General features: G+C 70.5%; 14 protein-coding genes. 7 read left to right on the top strand and 7 right to left on the bottom strand.

Features of this window, described 5'->3' with window-relative positions; genetic code table 11:
* Nucleotides 1-71 precede the first annotated feature (71 nt).
* A complete protein-coding gene (locus OG747_RS40045) occupies nucleotides 72-1,025 on the bottom strand; it encodes a GlxA family transcriptional regulator (RefSeq protein WP_405884243.1) in 954 nt (317 codons plus the stop codon).
* Nucleotides 1,026-1,138: 113 nt separating this feature from the next.
* On the opposite strand from OG747_RS40045, the gene OG747_RS40040 reads away from it, so the two are divergent.
* The 3 genes from OG747_RS40040 to OG747_RS40030 all read left to right on the top strand — a co-directional run bounded on the left by OG747_RS40040 (nucleotide 1,139) and on the right by OG747_RS40030 (nucleotide 5,184).
* On the top strand, nucleotides 1,139-2,005 hold the full coding sequence (locus tag OG747_RS40040) for an SCO6745 family protein (protein ID WP_405884242.1): 867 nt from the start codon (nucleotides 1,139-1,141) through the stop codon (nucleotides 2,003-2,005).
* Nucleotides 2,006-2,092: 87 nt separating this feature from the next.
* On the top strand, nucleotides 2,093-4,483 hold the full coding sequence (locus OG747_RS40035; RefSeq protein WP_405884241.1) for a Tex family protein: 2,391 nt from the start codon (nucleotides 2,093-2,095) through the stop codon (nucleotides 4,481-4,483).
* A 131-nt stretch (nucleotides 4,484-4,614) separates the two neighbouring features.
* Nucleotides 4,615-5,184 carry a putative glycolipid-binding domain-containing protein gene (locus tag OG747_RS40030; protein WP_405884240.1) on the top strand — a complete coding sequence of 190 codons (570 nt, stop codon included), beginning with the start codon at nucleotides 4,615-4,617 and terminating at the stop codon, nucleotides 5,182-5,184.
* 1 nt (nucleotide 5,185) lies between these two features.
* Here the strand turns inward: OG747_RS40030 and OG747_RS40025 are convergent, their stop codons facing one another.
* Together OG747_RS40025 and OG747_RS40020 are read right to left on the bottom strand one after the other, a co-directional pair.
* Nucleotides 5,186-6,826, bottom strand: a complete 1,641-nt coding sequence (locus tag OG747_RS40025; protein WP_405884239.1) for an ABC-F family ATP-binding cassette domain-containing protein — start codon at nucleotides 6,824-6,826, stop codon at nucleotides 5,186-5,188.
* 61 nt (nucleotides 6,827-6,887) lie between these two features.
* Nucleotides 6,888-7,949: an oxidoreductase gene (locus tag OG747_RS40020; protein ID WP_405884238.1), complete on the bottom strand. Its 1,062-nt coding sequence runs from the start codon at nucleotides 7,947-7,949 to the stop codon at nucleotides 6,888-6,890.
* 66 nt (nucleotides 7,950-8,015) lie between these two features.
* Here OG747_RS40020 and OG747_RS40015 point away from each other — a divergent pair, with 66 nt between their 5' ends.
* The gene (locus OG747_RS40015) at nucleotides 8,016-8,987 is read left to right on the top strand and encodes an FAD-dependent oxidoreductase (RefSeq protein ID WP_405884237.1); all 972 of its coding nucleotides are present in this window, start codon (nucleotides 8,016-8,018) and stop codon (nucleotides 8,985-8,987) included.
* A gap of 28 nt (nucleotides 8,988-9,015) precedes the next feature.
* Here OG747_RS40015 and OG747_RS40010 read toward each other — a convergent pair whose 3' ends face one another.
* The gene (locus OG747_RS40010) at nucleotides 9,016-10,977 is read right to left on the bottom strand and encodes a Xaa-Pro dipeptidyl-peptidase (RefSeq protein WP_405884236.1); all 1,962 of its coding nucleotides are present in this window, start codon (nucleotides 10,975-10,977) and stop codon (nucleotides 9,016-9,018) included.
* A gap of 255 nt (nucleotides 10,978-11,232) precedes the next feature.
* On the opposite strand from OG747_RS40010, the gene OG747_RS40005 reads away from it, so the two are divergent.
* The 3 genes from OG747_RS40005 (at nucleotide 11,233) to OG747_RS39995 (ending at nucleotide 14,138) form a co-directional block, all read left to right on the top strand.
* Nucleotides 11,233-12,732, top strand: a complete 1,500-nt coding sequence (locus OG747_RS40005) for a M1 family metallopeptidase (protein ID WP_405884235.1) — start codon at nucleotides 11,233-11,235, stop codon at nucleotides 12,730-12,732.
* A 114-nt stretch (nucleotides 12,733-12,846) separates the two neighbouring features.
* Nucleotides 12,847-13,119, top strand: coding sequence for a hypothetical protein (locus tag OG747_RS40000; RefSeq protein ID WP_405884234.1), 273 nt, complete (start codon nucleotides 12,847-12,849; stop codon nucleotides 13,117-13,119).
* Between the two features lie 275 nt (nucleotides 13,120-13,394).
* Nucleotides 13,395-14,138 (top strand): MerR family transcriptional regulator, encoded by a 744-nt coding sequence (locus OG747_RS39995; RefSeq protein WP_405884233.1) that lies wholly within the window; start codon nucleotides 13,395-13,397, stop codon nucleotides 14,136-14,138.
* 31 nt (nucleotides 14,139-14,169) lie between these two features.
* Here OG747_RS39995 and OG747_RS39990 read toward each other — a convergent pair whose 3' ends face one another.
* From OG747_RS39990 to OG747_RS39980, 3 genes are read right to left on the bottom strand one after another with little or no spacing between them, the layout of a single operon-like run.
* A complete protein-coding gene (locus OG747_RS39990; RefSeq protein WP_405884232.1) occupies nucleotides 14,170-16,362 on the bottom strand; it encodes a 3-hydroxyacyl-CoA dehydrogenase NAD-binding domain-containing protein in 2,193 nt (730 codons plus the stop codon).
* A gap of 58 nt (nucleotides 16,363-16,420) precedes the next feature.
* Nucleotides 16,421-17,635, bottom strand: coding sequence for an acetyl-CoA C-acetyltransferase (locus tag OG747_RS39985; protein ID WP_405884231.1), 1,215 nt, complete (start codon nucleotides 17,633-17,635; stop codon nucleotides 16,421-16,423).
* A gap of 30 nt (nucleotides 17,636-17,665) precedes the next feature.
* Nucleotides 17,666-18,808, bottom strand: a complete 1,143-nt coding sequence (locus OG747_RS39980; RefSeq protein ID WP_405884230.1) for an acyl-CoA dehydrogenase family protein — start codon at nucleotides 18,806-18,808, stop codon at nucleotides 17,666-17,668.
* Nucleotides 18,809-18,819 lie beyond the last annotated feature (11 nt).

Genomic DNA, 18,819 nt, shown 5'->3' with positions numbered 1-18,819 from the left:
GGTCCCTTCAGGAGCTGAGTGAGCGAATGCGGGGCTGATACGGGGCTGCCGCGGGGCTGCCGCGGGGCGGATCAGCCCAGGGGTGCCGGGCGGAAACGGCGCCGGTATTCGGCCGGTGCCGAGCCGAGCGCCTTCACGAAGGCGCGGCGCATCGCCTCCGGGGTGCCGTAGCCGCAGGCCCGGGATATCTCCTCGACGCCGTCGGCGGTGTCCTCCAGCAGACGCCGGGCGTGTTCGAGGCGGACCCGGTCGACGTAGCGGCCCGGTGTCATGGCCGTCTCGGCCTGGAAGGCGCGGGCGAAGTGCCGGGGCGAGAGGCGGGCACGGGCGGCGAGCGACTCGACGGACAGGTCGTCGCCGGGGTGCTCGGTGATCCACTGCTGGACCTCGCGCAGGGGTGCGCGCTGCGCCGTCTGCGCGGCCAGCTGGGCGCTGAACTGGGCCTGGTTGCCCGGGCGGCGGAGAAAGACGACGAGGTGGCGGGCGACGGTGAGGGCGGCCTCGCGGCCGAGGTCCTCCTCGACGAGCGCGAGGGCGAGGTCGATTCCCGAGGTGACGCCGGCGGAGGTGGACACCTGGCCGTCGCGGACGTAGATGGGGTCGGGGTCGACCTCGACGGCCGGGTGGTCGCGGGCGAGCTTGTCGCAGTACGCCCAGTGGGTCGTGGCGCGGCGACCGTCCAGGAGGCCCGCCTCGGCGAGCAGGATGGCGCCGGTGCAGACGGAGACCAGGCGCTCGGCGCGCGGGCCGTGCGCGCGCAGCCAGGCGGTCAGACGGAGGTCCGGGCGCCGGGTGCCCCGGCCGCCCGGGACGAGCAGGGTGTGCGGGGTGGGCGCGTCGGCGAGGGCCTGGTCCGGGACGAGGGTGAGGCCGCTGGAGGTGCGTACGGGTGCGCCGTCCAGGGAGGCGGTGCGGATGCGGTACGAGCCGCCGCGACAGCTCTCGGCGCCCGCGAAGACCTCCGCGGGGCCCGTGACGTCGAGGCTCTGCACGTCGTCGAAGAGGACGACCAGGACGGTTCGCATGTCCTTGATTCTTGGCGGAGCGGGCGATGGCCGCAATGACGTGCACCCCACCTTTCCTGCCACCCCGGGTACCACGGTTCCCGACGTACCGACCAGTCGGTAATGTGCGGGGCATGACCACTCCACTGCCGGAGCGCGCCGGACGGCGCTGCCACAACGCCCTCAATCCACTGCACTCGACGCACTACTTCTCGCCGGACCTGGGACGGGAACTGGCCGCGGTCGGGATCGAGGACAGCAGGGGCGCGTACTTCGCCGTACGGGCCGCGGCCATGGGGCCGGTGGGTCCGGGCACGGTGACGGCGACCTTCTACAACTTCCGCCACGAGCTGGTGGCCCGGCACGTGCCCGAGGTGTGGAAGAAGGCCTCTCCGGAGACCGTCCTCGCCGCACGCGCGCGTGCCGTCGACGCGACCTGGCGGCGACTGCTCGGCGAGGACGTCCTCGCCTCCAAGGAGCTGGCCGAGGCGGCGGAGCTCGCCCTGCGGGCGACCGAGGCCTGCAGCAGGACCGCGCGCCCGCTGTACTCCGCCCATGCGGACCTGCCCGTGCCCGACGCGCCGCATCTCGCCCTGTGGCACGCCGCCACGCTGCTGCGCGAGCACCGGGGCGACGGTCACCTCGCGGCGCTGCTCGACGCGGAGTTCGACCCGGTCGAGGCCCTGGTGAGCCACACCGCGACCGGCAAGGGCATGGCACCGAAGTGGGCGCTCGGCACCCGCGGCTGGTCGCGCAAGGACTGGGACGCGGCGGTCGAGCGGCTGCGGGAGCGCGGACTGCTCGACACCGAGGGCGAGTTGACCGAGGCGGGGGTGACCCTGCGCGGCGAGATCGAGGCCCGGACGGACCGGCTGGACCGCGCCCCGTACGAGCATCTGGGCGCCGCGGGCGTGGAACGCCTCACCGAGCTGGCGAGGGACCTTCTGATGCGGGCGCTCGCGGCCGGCGCGTTCCCCGAGGGCATGACCGGCAAGAGCTGACACCCCGATCGGCGCCCTGATCCCCCGTTGTCGGTGCCACCTGCCACAATTGCCGCGCAACCTCAGTGGAGAAGGCGGTACGGGATCGTGACGACACCCCTCGTAGGGTCCATCGAAGGCAGGATCGCCGAGGAGCTCGGCGTACGGGAGCGGCAGGTCAAGGCCGCCGTCGACTTGCTCGACGGCGGGTCGACGGTGCCCTTCATCGCCCGCTACCGCAAGGAAGCGACCGAGATGCTCGACGATGCGCAGCTGCGCACCCTCGAGGAGCGGCTGCGCTATCTGCGGGAGCTGGAGGAGCGGCGCACGGCGATCATCGAATCGGTGCGCGAGCAGGGCAAGCTCACCGAGGAGATCGAGGCGCAGATCCGGGGCGCCGAGACGAAGGCGCGGCTCGAGGACATCTACGTGCCGTTCAAGCCGAAGCGGCGCACGAAGGCGCAGATCGCGCGCGAGGCGGGCCTGGAGCCGCTGGCCGAGGGCCTGCTCGGCGACCCGTCGGTCGACCCGCTCGCCGCGGCGGCGGCCTTCGTCGACGCGGACAAGGGCGTCGCCGACCCGCAGGCGGCGCTGGACGGCGCCCGGTCGATCCTCACCGAGCGGTTCTCGGAGGACGCCGACCTGATCGGCGAGCTGCGCGAGCGCATGTGGGTGCGCGGGCGCCTGGCCGCCAAGGTGCGGGACGGCAAGGAGGAGGCGGGCGCCAAGTTCGCCGACTACTTCGACTTCGCCGAGCCCTTCAAGGAGCTGCCCTCGCACCGCATCCTCGCCATGCTGCGCGGCGAGAAGGAGGAGGTCCTCGACCTCGTCCTGGAGCCCGAGGAGCCCTCCGAGCAGCCCGGTCCTTCCTCGTACGAGGGAATCGTCGCCCACCGCTTCCAGATCGCCGACCGCGGCCGTCCCGGCGACAAGTGGCTCACGGACACGGTCCGCTGGGCCTGGCGGACCCGGATTCTCGTGCACCTCGGCATCGACCTGCGCCTCAGGCTGCGGACGGCCGCCGAGGACGAGGCGGTCAACGTCTTCGCGGCGAACCTGCGGGACCTGCTGCTTGCCGCCCCGGCCGGCACACGCGCGACGCTGGGCCTCGACCCCGGCTTCCGTACGGGTGTGAAGGTCGCCGTGGTCGACGCGACCGGCAAGGTCGTCGCGACGGACGTCATCTACCCGCACGTCCCGGCGAACAAGTGGGACGAGGCCATCGCCAAGCTCGCCCGCCTCGCCAAGGAGCACGCGGTCGAGCTGATCGCGATCGGCAACGGCACGGCGTCCCGCGAGACGGACAAGCTCGCCGGTGAACTCATCACCAAGCACCCGGAGCTCAAGCTCACCAAGGTGATGGTGTCCGAGGCGGGGGCGTCGGTGTACTCGGCGTCGGCGTTCGCCTCCCAGGAGCTGCCCGACATGGACGTGTCACTGCGCGGCGCCGTCTCCATCGCCCGCCGCCTCCAGGACCCGCTGGCCGAGCTGGTGAAGATCGACCCGAAGTCCATCGGCGTCGGGCAGTACCAGCACGACCTGTCCGAGGTGAAGCTCTCCCGGTCGCTGGACGCGGTCGTCGAGGACTGTGTGAACGGCGTGGGCGTGGACGTGAACACGGCGTCCGCCCCGCTGCTGGCCCGCGTCTCCGGCATCACCTCCGGGCTCGCCGAGAACATCGTGGCGCACCGCGACGCCAACGGTCCCTTCACGTCCCGTACGACCCTCAAGAACGTGGCCCGGCTCGGCCCGAAGGCGTACGAGCAGTGCGCGGGCTTCCTGCGCATCCGGGGCGGGGACGACCCGCTGGACGCGTCCAGCGTCCACCCGGAGGCGTACCCCGTGGTGCGGCGCATGGTGAAGACGGCGGGCAACGAGGTCGCCTCCCTGATCGGCAACACCGGTGTGCTGCGCTCGCTCAGGCCGACCGACTTCGTGGACGAGACGTTCGGTCTGCCGACCGTCACGGACATCCTCAAGGAGCTGGAGAAGCCCGGGCGCGACCCGCGGCCCGCCTTCAAGACGGCCACCTTCAAGGAGGGCGTCGAGAAGATCTCCGACCTGGCCTCCGGGATGGTGCTCGAAGGGGTCGTCACGAATGTGGCCGCCTTCGGGGCCTTCGTGGACATCGGCGTCCACCAGGACGGTCTGGTGCACGTCTCGGCGATGTCGAAGACGTTCGTGAAGGATCCGCGCGATGTGGTGAAGCCGGGCGACATCGTCAAGGTGAAGGTGCTCGACATCGACATCCCGCGCAAGCGGATCTCTCTCACCCTGCGGCTCGATGACGAGGCGACCGCGTCGGATCAGCAGAGCGGGAGTGGGCGTCCGCAGCGTGGTGGGCGTCCGCCTCAGCAACGCCAGCAGCAGCGTCAACCTCGTGGCGGCGCGGGCGCGGGTGGCGGGTCGCGGCAGGCCGCGCCGCCGCCCGCCAACAGTGCAATGGCCGACGCCTTGCGGCGTGCGGGGCTTGTGGATCCGAAGAACGGCAGGCGCTGAGCCGCTGAGGGTACGTGGGGGACTGCGGGTCATTCGTGGCTGACCGCGCCCACGCGGCGGAGCCGCATATATGTCACAGCCCCGCACCCCTGACGGGGTGCTGCACGAGCCCCGCTCCTTAAAGTGACCGTATGGCCAGCTCGCGTGTCATTACCTGGGAAGTCACCGAGAGCAAGGGGTACGAGACCTCTTGGATCACGCCCGGCGCCCGCTCTCTGCGGGCGCGCGGGCGTGCCGTCGGAACCGTTCCCGAGCCGTACTGGATCTCGTACGAACTCGACACCATCGACGGGTTCGTGACCCGGCGGCTGTGGGTGACGGCCGAGACGGCCTCGGGGACGCGCGCGCTGGACCTGCGGCACGACGGCGAGGGGCACTGGACGGCGGACGGGGACTGGCTGCCCGACCTCGGTGGGGCCCTCGACTGCGATCTGGGGCTGTGCCCGCTCACGAACACCATGCCGGTGCTGCGCCACGGCCTCCATCTCGCCCCGGGCGAGCGGGAGTTCCTGATGGCCTGGGTGTCGGTGCCGGACCTGGCCGTGCGGGCGTCGCAGCAGACCTACACGCATCTCGGGCGCGGCGGGGAAGGCGGGCGCGTCCGCTTCCTGTCCGGCGACTACCGCGGTGATCTGGAGTTCGACGCGGAGGGGTACGTCGTCGACCACCCCACGATGGCGCGGCGGCTGGCCACGACGTAGGTCAGCGTTCCGTCACCTTGCCCGCCGCCACTTCCAGCCGACGTGTGGTGTGGACGGCGTCCAGCATGCGACGGTCGTGGGTCACCAGCAGCAGGGTGCCCTCGTACGAGTCGAGCGCCGACTCCAGCTGTTCGATCGCGGGGAGGTCGAGGTGGTTGGTCGGCTCGTCGAGGACGAGGAGGTTGACCCCGCGGCCCTGGAGGAGGGCGAGGGCCGAGCGGGTGCGCTCGCCGGGAGAGAGGGTGGCCGCCGGGCGCAGGACGTGTTCCGCCTTGAGGCCGAACTTGGCCAGCAGGGTGCGGACCTCGGCCGGTTCGGTGTCGGGGACGGCGGCGCTGAACGCGTCGAGCAGCGATTCGGAGCCGTGGAACAGCTTGCGGGCCTGGTCGACCTCGCCGACGACCACGCCGGAGCCGAGGGTCGCATGACCGGCGTCCAGCGGGACCCGGCCGAGCAGGGCGCCGAGCAGGGTCGACTTGCCCGCGCCGTTGGCGCCCGTGACGGCCACCCGGTCCGCCCAGTCGATCTGGAGGGTCGCGGGGCCGAAGGTGAAGTCTCCGCGCCGCACCTCGGCGTCGCGCAGGGTGGCCACGACCGCGCCGGAGCGCGGGGCGACCGCGATCTCCATGCGCAGTTCCCACTCCTTGCGCGGTTCGTCGACGGCGTCGAGGCGCTCGATCATGCGCTGGGTCTGCCGGGCCTTCGCAGCCTGCTTCTCGCTGGCCTCGCTGCGGAACTTGCGGCCGATCTTGTCGTTGTCGTTGTTCGCCTTGCGCCGGGCGTTCTTCACTCCCTTGTCCATCCAGGAGCGCTGCATCTGGGCACGGCCTTCGAGGGCGGACCGCTTGTCGGCGTACTCCTCGTAGTCCTCGCGGGCGTGCCGGCGCGCGGTGTCGCGCTCCTCCAGGTACGCCTCGTAGCCGCCGCCGTAGAGCGTGATCTGCTGCTGGGCGAGGTCGAGTTCGAGCACCTTGGTGACGGTGCGGGTCAGGAACTCGCGGTCGTGGCTGACGACGACGGTGCCCGCGCGCAGTCCGGAGACGAAGCGTTCGAGCCGTTCCAGGCCCTCCAGGTCCAGGTCGTTGGTGGGCTCGTCGAGCAGGAAGACGTCGTAGCGGGACAGGAGGAGGGAGGCGAGTCCGGCGCGGGCCGCCTGGCCGCCGGACAGGGACGTCATCGGCTGGTCGAGGTCGACGCCGAGCCCGAGGGTGTCGGCGACCTCCTCGGCGCGCTCGTCGAGGTCGGCGCCGCCGAGGTCGAGCCAGCGCTCCAGGCTCTCCGCGTACGCGTCATCGGCGCCCGGCGCGCCGTCGACCAGTGCCTGGGTCGCCTCGTCCATCACCCGCTGGGCCTCGGCCACGCCCGTGCGCCGCGCCAGGAACTCCCGGACGCTCTCGCCCTCCCGCCGCTCGGGCTCCTGCGGCAGATGCCCGACGGTCGCGGACGGCGGGGACAGCCGCAGCTCGCCCTCCTCGGGCGTGAGCAGTCCGGCGAGCATCCGCAGCAGGGTGGACTTGCCCGCGCCGTTGGCGCCGACGAGCCCGATCACATCGCCGGGCGCGACCACGAGGTCGAGCCCGGAGAAGAGCGAGCGGTCGCCGTGTCCGGCGGCGAGGTTCTTGGCGACGAGAGTGGCAGTCATCAGAAGGCCGATCCTAACGGCCCGGCCGCCGTGGCTGCGCCCCCGATTCCGTGCGGCCCGCTCAGTGGGCCATCGCCTCCACCAGTACGCCCCCCGAGGTGCGCGCCACGAGGAAGGACTGCCCCTTCACGGCCTTGGCGTCCAGCGCGACCCGGTGCCGGCCCGTCTCGAGGATCCCGTCGAAGACCTCCTGCGTGTGGGTGCGGGACAGGCGGTCGAGGCGGTACGCGGTCAGCCGCACCCGGCAGGTGGAGGTGACCTCGATGGCCGCCTCGCCGTCGGCGGCGACCAGGCGGGTGAGGCGGCGCAGCTCGTGCGGGCCCCGGTCCAGGGCGTGCTCGATCTGGGCGACGAGCAGCGGGATGATCGGGGCCAGGCCCTCGACGTACGCGACCTCGACCCCGGCCCGCTCGAAGGACTGCCGTACGGCGGCGCGCTCCTGCTCGCCGATGGCGCGCCCGAAGACCACCGCGCCATACTCGCGGAGCTCCTCGGCCGGGACGTCGGTGGCGTCGCGGGTGATGTCGGCGCCGATGCCGATGGTGCGCAGGGTGGCGGCGAGCTTGGCGAGCACGGCGACGCGGGCGCCGATGAGCAGGACCCGACGGCGCGCCCCGGATCCCCCTGCTCCCCCCGCTCCCCCGGATTCCCCGGATTCGGCGCCGAGCAGGGAGTTCAGCGCGCTGCGGTACTCGTCTCCGCGAAAGCGGAACGGCCCTATCCCGTGGTAGCCGTTGAGCTCCAGATCGGCGTGTTCGCCGGTCTGCCAGGCGAAGTCGCGCCACACGTAGTCGTCGGCGGAATCGTCCTTCTCGATGACGGCCGTCACGGCGCCGCATTCGATGCCCTCGCACTCGGGACATCCGTAGAGCACGTACCGGCCGTCGTCGAGCGGAGCCTCGGCCTCCAGGAGGAGGCTCCGGACCTGGGCGGTGAAGATCGCGGGCGGTACGTCGGAGGCGAGCGGGGACACCGCGTCGAGGTCGGAGAGCTGGTACAGCAGCGGGCGCCCGTCGACGATGAAGTCGACGAAGTCCCGGTGCACTTGGTAGTCACCGTTGGCGAGGACTCCACCGGCACGCATCGCCGGTGCCAGGCCGAAGGTCGCATACTCGGCAGACATGCTGTGAGTATTCCCAGAGTGGGAGTGATGTGAGCACGGCATGACATATTCCGCTAACGTCCCGGCGTGGAGAACACGCGGAGCGGTGATGTGATCGTGGTCGGCGGTGGTGTCATCGGGCTGACGACGGCCGTCGCCCTGGCCGAGCGCGGCCGACGGGTACGGGTGTGGGCGCGGGAGACCGTGGAGGGGACCACCTCGGCGGTTGCCGGCGCGCTGTGGTGGCCGTACCACATCCGGCCGAAGGAGCTCGCGGGTGAATGGGCCCTCCAGTCACTCTCCGTGTACGAGGAGTTGGCGGCGCGGCCCGAGGAGACCGGCGTACGCGTGGTCGAGGGTGTACAGGGCGAGACACGACTGGACGCACTGGAGCCCTGGGCCGCCCGGGTGCCGGGGCTGCGGGCGACGACGGCCGAGGAGTACGCGGGGACGGGGCTGTGGGCGCGGCTGCCGCTGATCGACATGCCGGTGCATCTGCGCTGGCTGCGCGAGCGGTTCCTGAAGGCGGGCGGGACCATCGAGATACGTACGGTGACGGATCTCGCGGAGGTCGAGGCGCCGGTCGTCGTGAACTGCACGGGCCTGGGCGCCCGCACGCTCGTACCGGATACGGCCGTACGGCCCCAGCGTGGGCAGCTCGTGATCGTGGAGAACCCCGGTATCCGTACGTGGTTCGTATCGACGGATGCGGAGGCCGGGACGATCACGTACGTCTTCCCGCACCCGGACCGGCTCGTTCTGGGCGGCACGGCCGACGACGACGAATGGTCGCTGACGCCGGACCCTGTGGTGGCCAGGGCGATCGTCGAACGGTGTGCGGCGCTGTGGCCCGAGATCGCCGGGGCGCGCGTGCTCGACCACCGGGTGGGGCTGCGTCCGGTGCGCGACGCGGTCCGCCTGGAGCGGCAAGTGCTGCCGGACGGGCGGATGTTGGTGCACCACTACGGCCACGGCGGCGCGGGCGTCACGGTGGCCTGGGGCTGCGCGCAGGAGGCGGCCGGGCTCGCGCTGGGCGAGGAACCGGCCGCCGTGCTGTGACCTCCTCGAAGGCGGATGCGTCGGAGGATCAGCGGGTGTCCCCCGGGACACGGAGGGCGGTGTGCGGATCGTGTACGCCGGCGAGGACGGACGAGCTCGCCGCGGCGGCGGATCCTGCCGTCGCCTTGGCGAAGGCCTCGGCGCCGCCGACGAACGGCACGCCGGCCGAGGTACGGGACAGGTCCAGGGTCAGGGTCGGCGTGCTCGACGGAGGGTCGATGAGGTCCTTGTCCGTGCCGGCGACGATCAGCGCGAGCCGGTGGCCCGCCGGGACGACATGGTCGGTCGCGGCCAGGTCGAGCGTGATCGTGTACGCCTTGCCCGGAGTGAGCGGGACGCCCTTGACGAGGGAGGCGTAGTTGCCGAGGTCGGCCCAGCCGCGGCTGAGGACCGTGGAGGCGACGTCGGTCGTCTTCGCCTGGGTGACCTTGTAGCAGGAGCTGTCGCCGGTCGTGCTCGGACCCCAGCAGGTGCGGTCGGTGAGGGTGGTGATGCCCTCGCCACCGTCGGCGTAGTCGCGGATGGCGTCCGGGCCGAGGTCGACCAGGACCGCGGAGAGGTGGGCGGTCGAGGTGGTCGGCGTGGCGGTGACGGTCACCTTGGACGAACCGGACAGGCGCAGGTCCTTGCTCAGCGGCTCGGTGACGAACCCGGCCTTCTCGGAGGTGGACCGGTCGATGTGTGCCGCCCAGTCGGTCTCGCTCAGCTGCGGGTCGTCGGTGAAGGTCTCGGTGCCGGAGCCCTTGCGCAGGCCAAGGGTGCCGACGCCCGCCCGGGTGCCGGTGCCGGGGCGGAGGATCGTCGTCCCGGTGGCGCGGGGCGGCCAGACGCTGGAGGTGACCCACTGGTCGGGGTGGCGCTCGATGTCGGCCATGGGCTCGTCGTCGATGCCGTTGTCGTAGCCGAGGAGTTCATGGTCGAGCCAGCGGTGCAGGGCGTCGACCCAGGCGCCGCGGCGGAAGTCGAAGGGGTCGACGTGGCCGGTCTGGGAGAGCCAGATCTTGCGCTCGACGCCGTTCTTGGCGAGGGCGCTCCACCACTGGCCGAAGTTCTTGGTGCGGACGTTGAGGTCCTGCATGCCGTGGACCAGGAAGACGCTCGCCTTGACCCTGCTCGCGTCCTTCACGTAGTCGCGCTCGGTCCAGAACTTGGTCCAGTCGCCGGTGCGCGGGGCCCCGTCGACGAGCTTCTGCTGCACGGCGGCGCACTTGGCAGTGGCCTCGGGGCTGTCGACGTAGCCGGAGAGCCAGTCCGGGCCCGAGTCGTAGAGCGGGGCGCCCTGGGCGAAGTAGTAGTCGTACCAGGAGGAGATCGCACTGATCGGCACGATCGTCTTCAGGCCCTTGACACCGGTCGCGGCGACGCCGTTGGCGATGGTGCCGTCCCAGCTCTTGCCGATCATGCCGGTCCTGCCGTTGGTCCAGGTCGCCTTGGCCGGGTCGGCGCCGGTACGCGTGGTGTAGGCCTTGGCGCGGCCGTTCAGCCAGTCGATCACGGCCTTCGCGGACTGGATGTCGGAGCGGCCGCCGACATCCACACAGCCGTCGGAGCGGTTGGTTCCGGCCAGGTCGACGCCGACGAAGGCGTAGCCGCGCGGCACGAAGTAGTTGTCGTAGAACAGCGGCATCTGGACGACGTTACCGTTCGCATCGTACGTCTTCAGCTGGCTCTCGTTGCCGCGCCCGCAGCAGGAGTAGTACGGGCTGGCATCCATGATCACGGGGACTCTGCGGCCCTGCTGGGCGAGTTCGCGGGGCCGGACGATGTCGACGGCGACGCGGTCGCTCTTTCCGTCGCCGTCCCCGTCGAGCCCGGTGTCCACCCAGACGGATTCGCGGATCGCGTTCTCGTACGAGTAGACCGGGGTGCTCTCGCGGGGGGCGCCGTGTGCGGCGGCGGGGGCGAGGAGAGTGGCCACCAGGGCGGCCACGGCCACCGTCGCGAGCGATCTCCAGGTCGTGAAGCGCATGCGGCGCGCTGGAATTGGCATGCGCGGACGGTACCCCGGTCAACTCCTGTACAAAAGGGGGCTCTTGGAGGGCTTGTGGGAGGCACGAGGTCGCACGGTGAAGTGGCTCGTGCGGTTGAAGGGGCGGGCGCTGTGCAGTATTTCCGCGAGCGGTGCGGGTGGCTCATGTCGGCCGAATGGCGATCGTGTGACAAGGGTGGCCATGGACACGACCGGGGCCACAGGGACTGAATAGGCTCCGAACAGACCTCGTGCCCCTACGACTTGGAGCTTGACGTGCACCGCAGACTCATCGCCCCGGGCGCGCTCGCCGCCTCCCTGCTGCTGGCGATCCCGGCATCGGCGGCGGACTACTCCCCCGGGGCGCCGGGCATCGGCGACCCCTACTATCCGGCCTACGGCAACGGCGGATACGACGTCTCGCACTACGACCTGCGGCTGCAGTACCAGCCGAAGACGGACGAGCTGCAGGGAACCGCAACCCTTCTGGCCACCACCACCCAGGATCTCTCACGGTTCGATCTGGACTTCCTGCTCGATGTGAGCGAGGTACGGGTCAATGGAGCGAAGGCGTCGTTCACCACCTCGGGCCAGCACGAGCTGGAGATCACCCCGGCGACGCCACTGCCGAAGGGCACGCCCGTCACGGTCGTCGTCCGCTACAGCGGGGTGCCGTCCACGAAGAGCGCGTACGGCTTCTCGACCTGGCACCGCACTCCGGACGGGGCCGTCGCGGCGGACGAGCCCGAGGCGGCCTGGTGGTGGTTCCCGAGCAACGACCACCCGAGCGACAAGGCCACGTACGACGTCTCGGTGGCCGTGCCGGACGGTACACAGGCGATCTCCAACGGCACCCTCCAGTCGACGAGTTCACGACTCGGCTGGACCCGCTACAACTGGCGTTCGAACAAACCGCAGGCGACCTATCTCGCCACGCTCGCGATCGGCAGGTTCGACATCACGACCAGTACGTCGGAGGGCGGCGTCCCGGTCATCAACGCCTACAGCAAGGATCTCGGCGACAACGACGGTGCGGCGCGGGCCAGCGTGGAGCGGACCGGGGAGATCGTCGACTGGCTGAGCGGCTACTTCGGCCCGTATCCCTTCAGCTCCGCCGGCGGATACGTCCCCAACACCACCACCGGGTACGCGCTGGAGACGCAGACCCGGGTGTACTACAGCCCGCGGCAGTTCGCGAACGGCTCCAACACCTCGGTCGTCGTCCACGAGTTGGCGCACCAGTGGTACGGGGACGATGTGTCCCTGAAGGGCTGGAAGGACATCTGGATCAACGAGGGCTTCGCGCGGTACGCGCAGTGGCTGTGGTCCGAGCACGAGGGCGAGGGGACGACGCAGGAGCTCGCGGACTATGTGTACGCGTCGCATCCGGCGGACGACGTCTTCTGGACGGTCAAGCCCGGTGACCCCGGTCCGGACAACCAGTTCGACATCGCGGTCTACGACCGGGGGGCGCTGGCGATCCAGGCGCTGCGCAACGCGGTCGGGGACGATGCCTTCTTCGCCATTCTGAAGGGGTGGCCTAAGGAGCACGCGTACGGGAACGCGTCGGTCGGGGACTTCCAGAAGTACGCGGAGCAGGTGTCCGGCACGTCGCTCGCCTCGCTCTTCGACACCTGGCTGTTCCAGCCGTCGAAGCCGGCGGCGCCTGCGGCGCGGGGTGCGTCGATCTCGGTGGCCCGGACCGCGCAGGGGGTCCCTGTGCGGCCCAAGTCCTGGAAGAAGATCGCGGCGACCGACTCCGTTCACTCCGGCTGAGCTCCGGCTGAGCTCCGGCTGAGCCATCACCCCGGGCTTTCTGGCGAGTACTTGGCTCATCCGCCTGCCCTTCTTCGCTTCCAGGGCGGGCGGATGGGGGCCGTTCGAGGATGGGTGTCAGTTGCCCTGCTCCACCGGGGCCGTGACCGATTCGCCCACGATGCGGCTCGCCAGGTCGGAGGCCAACTCCGAGACCGGCATGCGGAGTTCGATCTCGGCGGCCGCGCACTCCGACTCGATGCGGGCGCGGCCTTCGGCCAGGACGGAGTCCCGTTCGCGCTGTCCGTCCTCGCGGGCCTCGGCAATCAGGGCGGCGCCCTGTTCAAGACCCTTCGGCTGAGCCCGAAGGCCGACAAGGCAGCGTGGACCGGCCGTCCCGTCTGCTGACGTGGCGGGCCTTGAGGTCCTTGCTGTAACCGGCGTCGCCCGCGTACGCGGGTGTTCCGGATGTGCCTCGGTCCGCACCACCCCTGACACGGCACGGACCAAGGAGCCACGTTCCCCCGGAGATCCCCCGGATGCGGTGGCACACCTCACATCGCGGCGCATCTCACATGGTGATCAAGGGGTGTACAACTCGTCGACGGCGCTTTCACAAGACCGGTGAGACAGCAATACTGTTGCACCTGAGCGCTGCACCATCGAAGAGGCGAGGACCTGCCATGACGACGGACACCGAGGAGCCGACGCTCACGGTCGACGAGCTGGCCGCGCGCGCGGGCGTCACGGTCCGTACGGTCCGCTTCTACAGCTCCAAGGGTCTGCTGCCGCCGCCCGTGATCGGTCCCCGCCGGGTGGGTCGCTACAGCCAGGAGCACCTGGCCCGGCTCGCGCTCATCGAGGAGTTGCAGCGCCAGGGCATGACGCTCGCCGCGATCGAGCGCCATCTGCAGCAGCTGCCGCCCGACGTGAGCGCCGAGGACCTCGCGATCCACCGTGCCGTGGTCGCCTCCTGGGCACCGGACGCGGCGGAGGACGTGACGCACGAGGAGTTGGAGCGGCGGGCCGGCCGCCCCCTGGGAGAGCGGGATCTGGAGCGGCTGGTCGCGATGAACGTCATCGAGCGGACCGAGGACTCCTCGGACGCCCTGGACGCCACGGCCTCCTTGGCCTCGTCGGTCTCCTTCCGCGTGGACCCGGCGTTGCTGGCGCTCGGCGTCCGGCTCCTCGACGTACCGCTCGCGCAGGAGTCGATCCTCGCCGCGCGGAGCGTCCTGCTGGAGCACTCACGCGCGGCGGCACGCGAGCTGTCCGCGCTGCTGCGCGAGGCGGTGGGCGAGCACGAGTCAGTGGCTGCGGTGAAGTCCCTGTCGGCGCACATGCAGCCCCTGGTGGTGCAGGCGCTGCTGACCACGTTCCAGCGCTCCCTGAAGGAGGAGCTGCGGGAGTGGCTCAAGGAGTCCTGAGCCACTCCCTCCGCTCACTGACGTGCCGGCGCTACTTGTCGCTGAACTTCTCGTCCTTCTCCGCCTTCTCGACGAGCAGCGTGGGCGGGGCGAACCGCTCCCCGTAGCGCTCGGCGAGTTCACGCGCGCGTGCCACGAATCCGGGCAGACCTGCACCTGCCCCGGCGTAGCCGTCGTATCCGTTGATGTACTGGAGCACGCCGCCTGTCCAGCCCGGGAAGCCGATCCCGAAGACGGACCCGATGTTGGCGTCGGCGACGGAGGTCAGGACGCCCTCTTCCAGGAGCCGGACGGTGTCCAGCGCCTCGGAGAAGAGCATCCGCTCCTGCATGTCCTTGAAGGGGATCTCGTAGCCGGGCTTGGTGTAGTGCTCGCGCAGTCCGGGCCACAGCTTGCCGCGCTTGCCGTCCTTGCCGTACTCGTAGAAGCCCGCGCCGCCGCTGCGCCCGGTGCGGCCGAACTCGTCGACCATGCGGTCGATGACCGCCTCCGCGGGGTGGGTCGCCCAGGTGCCACCCGCCTCCTCGACGGCCTGCTTGGACTCCTTGCGGATCTTGCGCGGCAGGGTGAGCGTCAGCTCGTCCATCAGGGACAGGACCTTGGCCGGGTAGCCCGCCTGGGCCGCCGCCTGCTCGACGGAGGCGGGCTCGATGCCCTCGCCGACCATCGCGACGCCCTCGTTGATGAAGTGGCCGATGACACGGGAGGTGAAGAAGCCGCGCGAGTCGTTGACGACGATCGGGGTCTTCTTGATCTGCCGTACGAGGTCGAAGGCGCGTGCCAGTGCCTCGTCGCCGGTCCGCTCGCCCTTGATGATCTCGACGAGCGGCATCTTGTCGACGGGCGAGAAGAAGTGCAGTCCGATGAAGTCGTCCTGGCGCTCCACGCCCTCGGCGAGCACGGTGATCGGCAGGGTCGAGGTGTTGGAGCACAGCAGCGCGTCGGGCTCGACGACGTTCTGGATCTCCTGGAACACCTTGTGCTTGAGGGCCGTGTCCTCGAAGACGGCCTCGATCACGGCGTCGCAGCCGGCCAGGTCGTTCGGGTCGGCGCTGGGCGTGATGCGGGCGAGGAGTTCGTCGGCCTTCGCCTGGGTCGTACGGCCCCGGGAGACGGCTTTGGCGCACAGCTTCTCGGAGTAGGCCTTGCCCTTGGCGGCCGCTTCGGCCGACACGTCCTTCAGGACGACGTCGATGCCGGCGCGGGCGCACGAGTAGGCGATGCCCGCGCCCATCATCCCGGCGCCGAGGACGGCGACCTTGCTGACCTTGCGCGGCTCGATGCCCTGGGGGCGGTTGGCGCCCGAGTTGACGGCCTGGAGGTCGAAGAAGAACGCCTGGATCATGTTCTTCGAGGTCTGCCCGGTGACCAGCTCGGTGAAGTAGCGGGCCTCGATGGTCTGCGCGGTCTCGAAGTCGACCTGGGAGCCCTCGACTGCGGCCGCCATGATGTTGCGCGGGGCCGGGTAGGGGGCGCCGTTCAGCTGCTTCCTCAGGTTGGCGGGGAAGGCGGGCAGGTTGGCGGCGAACTTCGGGTTCGACGGTGTACCGCCCGGGATCTTGTAGCCGGGCCGGTCCCAGGGCTGCTGCGACTCGGGGTTCGCGTCGATGAAGGCGCGCGCCTTGGCGAGCATCTCTTCGGGGGTCGCCGCCACTTCGTGAACGAGTCCGTTCTCCAGGGCCCGCTGCGGGGAGTACTGGGTGCCCTGGAGCAGCACCTTCAGCAGGGCGTCGGTGATGCCCATGAGGCGGACTGTACGGGTGACGCCGCCGGCCGCGGGCAGCAGGCCGAGGGTGACCTCGGGCAGGCCGATCTTGGAGCCGGGGGCGTCGAGGGCGATGCGGTGGTGGGAGGCGAGGGCGATCTCGTAGCCGCCGCCGAGGGCCGCGCCGTTGACGGCGGCGACGACGGGCTTGCCCAGGGTCTCGATGCGGCGCAGGGAAGACTTGATGGCCATGCCGGTGTCGAAGGCGTCCTGGGCGTTCTCCGGACCTGCCTTGATCATGTCCTTGAGGTCGCCGCCCGCGAAGAAGGTCTTCTTGGCGGAGGTGTAGATGATCCCCCGGATGGTGTCCTTCTCGGCCTCGGCGCGTTCTGCGATCGCCGCGATCGAGTCCTTGAAGGCCTGGTTCATGGTGTTGGCGGACTGGTTGGGGTCGTCGAGGACGAGGGTGACGACACCGGTCTCGTCCTGTTCCCAGCGGATGGTGGTGCTCTCGGTCATGAGGAGGGTCTCCGTAGAAGCCGTTTAAGCCGTGGAAGTCTGGGGGTCCGCCGGGGAGTTACAGACGCTCGACGATGGTCGCGATGCCCATGCCGCCGCCCACGCACAGCGTGGCGAGGCCGTAGCGCTTGTCCTGGCGCTCCAGTTCGTCGACGAGGCTGCCGAGGATCATCGCGCCGGTGGCACCGAGCGGGTGGCCGAGCGCGATCGCGCCGCCGTTGACGTTGACCTTGTCGAGGGACAGGCCCATGTCCCGCGCGAAGCGCAGGACGACGGCGGCGAAGGCCTCATTGATCTCGACGAGGTCGATGTCGTCGATGGTCAGCCCGGCCTTGGCGAGCGCCTTGCGGGTGGCAGGCGCGGGGCCGGTCAGCATGATGGTCGGCTCGGAGCCGGAGACGGCCGCGGAGACGATCCGCGCGCGCGGGGTGAGGCCGTAGCGCTCGCCGACCTCCTTGGAGCCGATGGCGACCAGGGAGGCGCCGTCGACGATGCCGGAGGAGTTGCCCGCGTGGTGGACGTGGTCGATCTCCTCGACCCAGTGGTACTTCTGCAGCGCGACGGCGTCGAAGCCGCCCAGCTCGCCGATGTCCGCGAACGACGGCTTCAGCTTGCCGAGCGAGTCGGCGGTGGTGCCGGGGCGCAGGTGCTCGTCGTGGTCGAGGACGACAAGCCCGCTGCGGTCCTTCACAGGGACGACGGACCGGTCGAAGCGCCCGTCCTTCCAGGCGGCGGCCGCACGCTCCTGGGAGAGCGCCGCGTACTCGTCGACATCGCGGCGCGTAAAGCCCTCGATGGTGGCGATGAGGTCGGCGCCGATGCCCTGCGGCACGAAGTTGGTGGCGATGTTGGTCATCGGGTCGGCGAACCAGGCGCCGCCGTCGGAGGCCATGGGCACGCGGGACATCGACTCGACGCCGCCCGCGAGCACCAGGTCCTCCCAGCCGGAGCGGACCTTCATCGCGGCCAGGTTGACGGCTTCCAGGCCCGAGGCACAGAAGCGGTTCTCCTGGACACCGGCGACCGTGTCGGGCAGCCCGGCGGCGATCGCGGCGATGCGGGCGATGTCGGAGCCCTGGTCTCCGACCGGGCCCACCACGCCGAGCACGATGTCGTCGATGGCGGCCGGGTCGAGGCCCGGGAAGCGGCGCTGGATCTCGTGGATGAGCCCGACGACCAGGTCGATGGGCTTGGTGCCGTGCAGGGCGCCGTTCGCCTTGCCGCGGCCGCGCGGGGTGCGGATCGCGTCGTACACATACGCTTCGGTGCTCACTGATAAGCCTTTCGGGGAGGGTGCGGAGGATCAGCCGAGCAGGGAGCGGCCGATGATCTCCTTCATGATCTCTGTGGTCCCGCCGTAGATGGTCTGGATGCGGCCGTCGGTGAAGGCCCTGGCGACGCGGTATTCCGTCATATAGCCGTAGCCGCCGTGCAGCTGGAGGCAGCGGTCCGCGACGCGCTTCTGCAGTTCGGTGGCCCACCACTTGGCCATCGAGGCGTGCACGGCGTCGAGTTCCCCGTTCGCGTGGTCGACGATGCAGCGGTCGAGGAACGTACGGGTGACGGCGCACTCGGTCGCCATCTCGGCTATCTCGAAGCGGATGTGCTGAAGCTTGGACAGCGGCCGTCCGAAGGCCTCGCGTTCCTTGACGTACTGGGTGGTGATCTCCAGCAGGTACTCGGCGGCGGCGATCCCGGCGACGGCGATGTTCATGCGCTCCTGCGCGAGGTTCGTCATCAGGTGCACGAAGGCGCCGTTGAGCTCGCCCAGCAGGTTCTCCTTGGGGACACGTACGTCGTGGAAGAACAGCTCGGCGGTGTCCTGGGACTTCTGGCCGATCTTGTCGAGGTTGCGGCCACGCTCGAAGCCTGGCATGCCGCGCTCGACAACGAGCAGAGACAGACCGTGAGCGCCGCCCTCGGGGGTCGTCTTCGCGACGACGATCACGAGGTCGGCGAGGATGCCGTTCGAGATGAAGGTCTTGGAGCCGTTGAGCAGCCAGTGGTCACCCTGGTCCTCGGCGTGCGTCTTGATGCCCTGGAGGTCGGATCCGGTGCCGGGTTCGGTCATGGCGATCGCCGTGATCAGCGAGCCGTCGCAGAAGCCGGGCAGCCAGCGCCGCTTCTGCTCCTCGGTGGCCAGGTCCGTCAGATACGGCCCGATGATGTCGTTGTGCAGCCCGAGGGCGAGCCCGGCGGCTCCCGCGCGCGTGAACTCCTCGGCGAGTACGGCGCTGTAGCGGAAGTCGGCGTTGCCACCGCCCCCGTACTCCTCCGGTACGGCGAGGCCGAGCAGCCCCTGCTTCCCGGCCGCCCGCCAGGCCTCGCGCGAGACGATGCCGTCCTTCTCCCATTGCTCGTAGAAGGGCACCACCTCCTTGGCGAGGAAGGTGCGCACGGTCTCGCGGAACGCGTCGTGCTCGGCGCCGAAAATCTGCCGCTTCATACGCGAACGTC

Source organism: Streptomyces sp. NBC_01384, from assembly GCF_045040035.1.
GTDB lineage: Bacteria > Actinomycetota > Actinomycetes > Streptomycetales > Streptomycetaceae > Streptomyces.
This window is presented reverse-complemented; position numbering and strand designations above follow the sequence as displayed.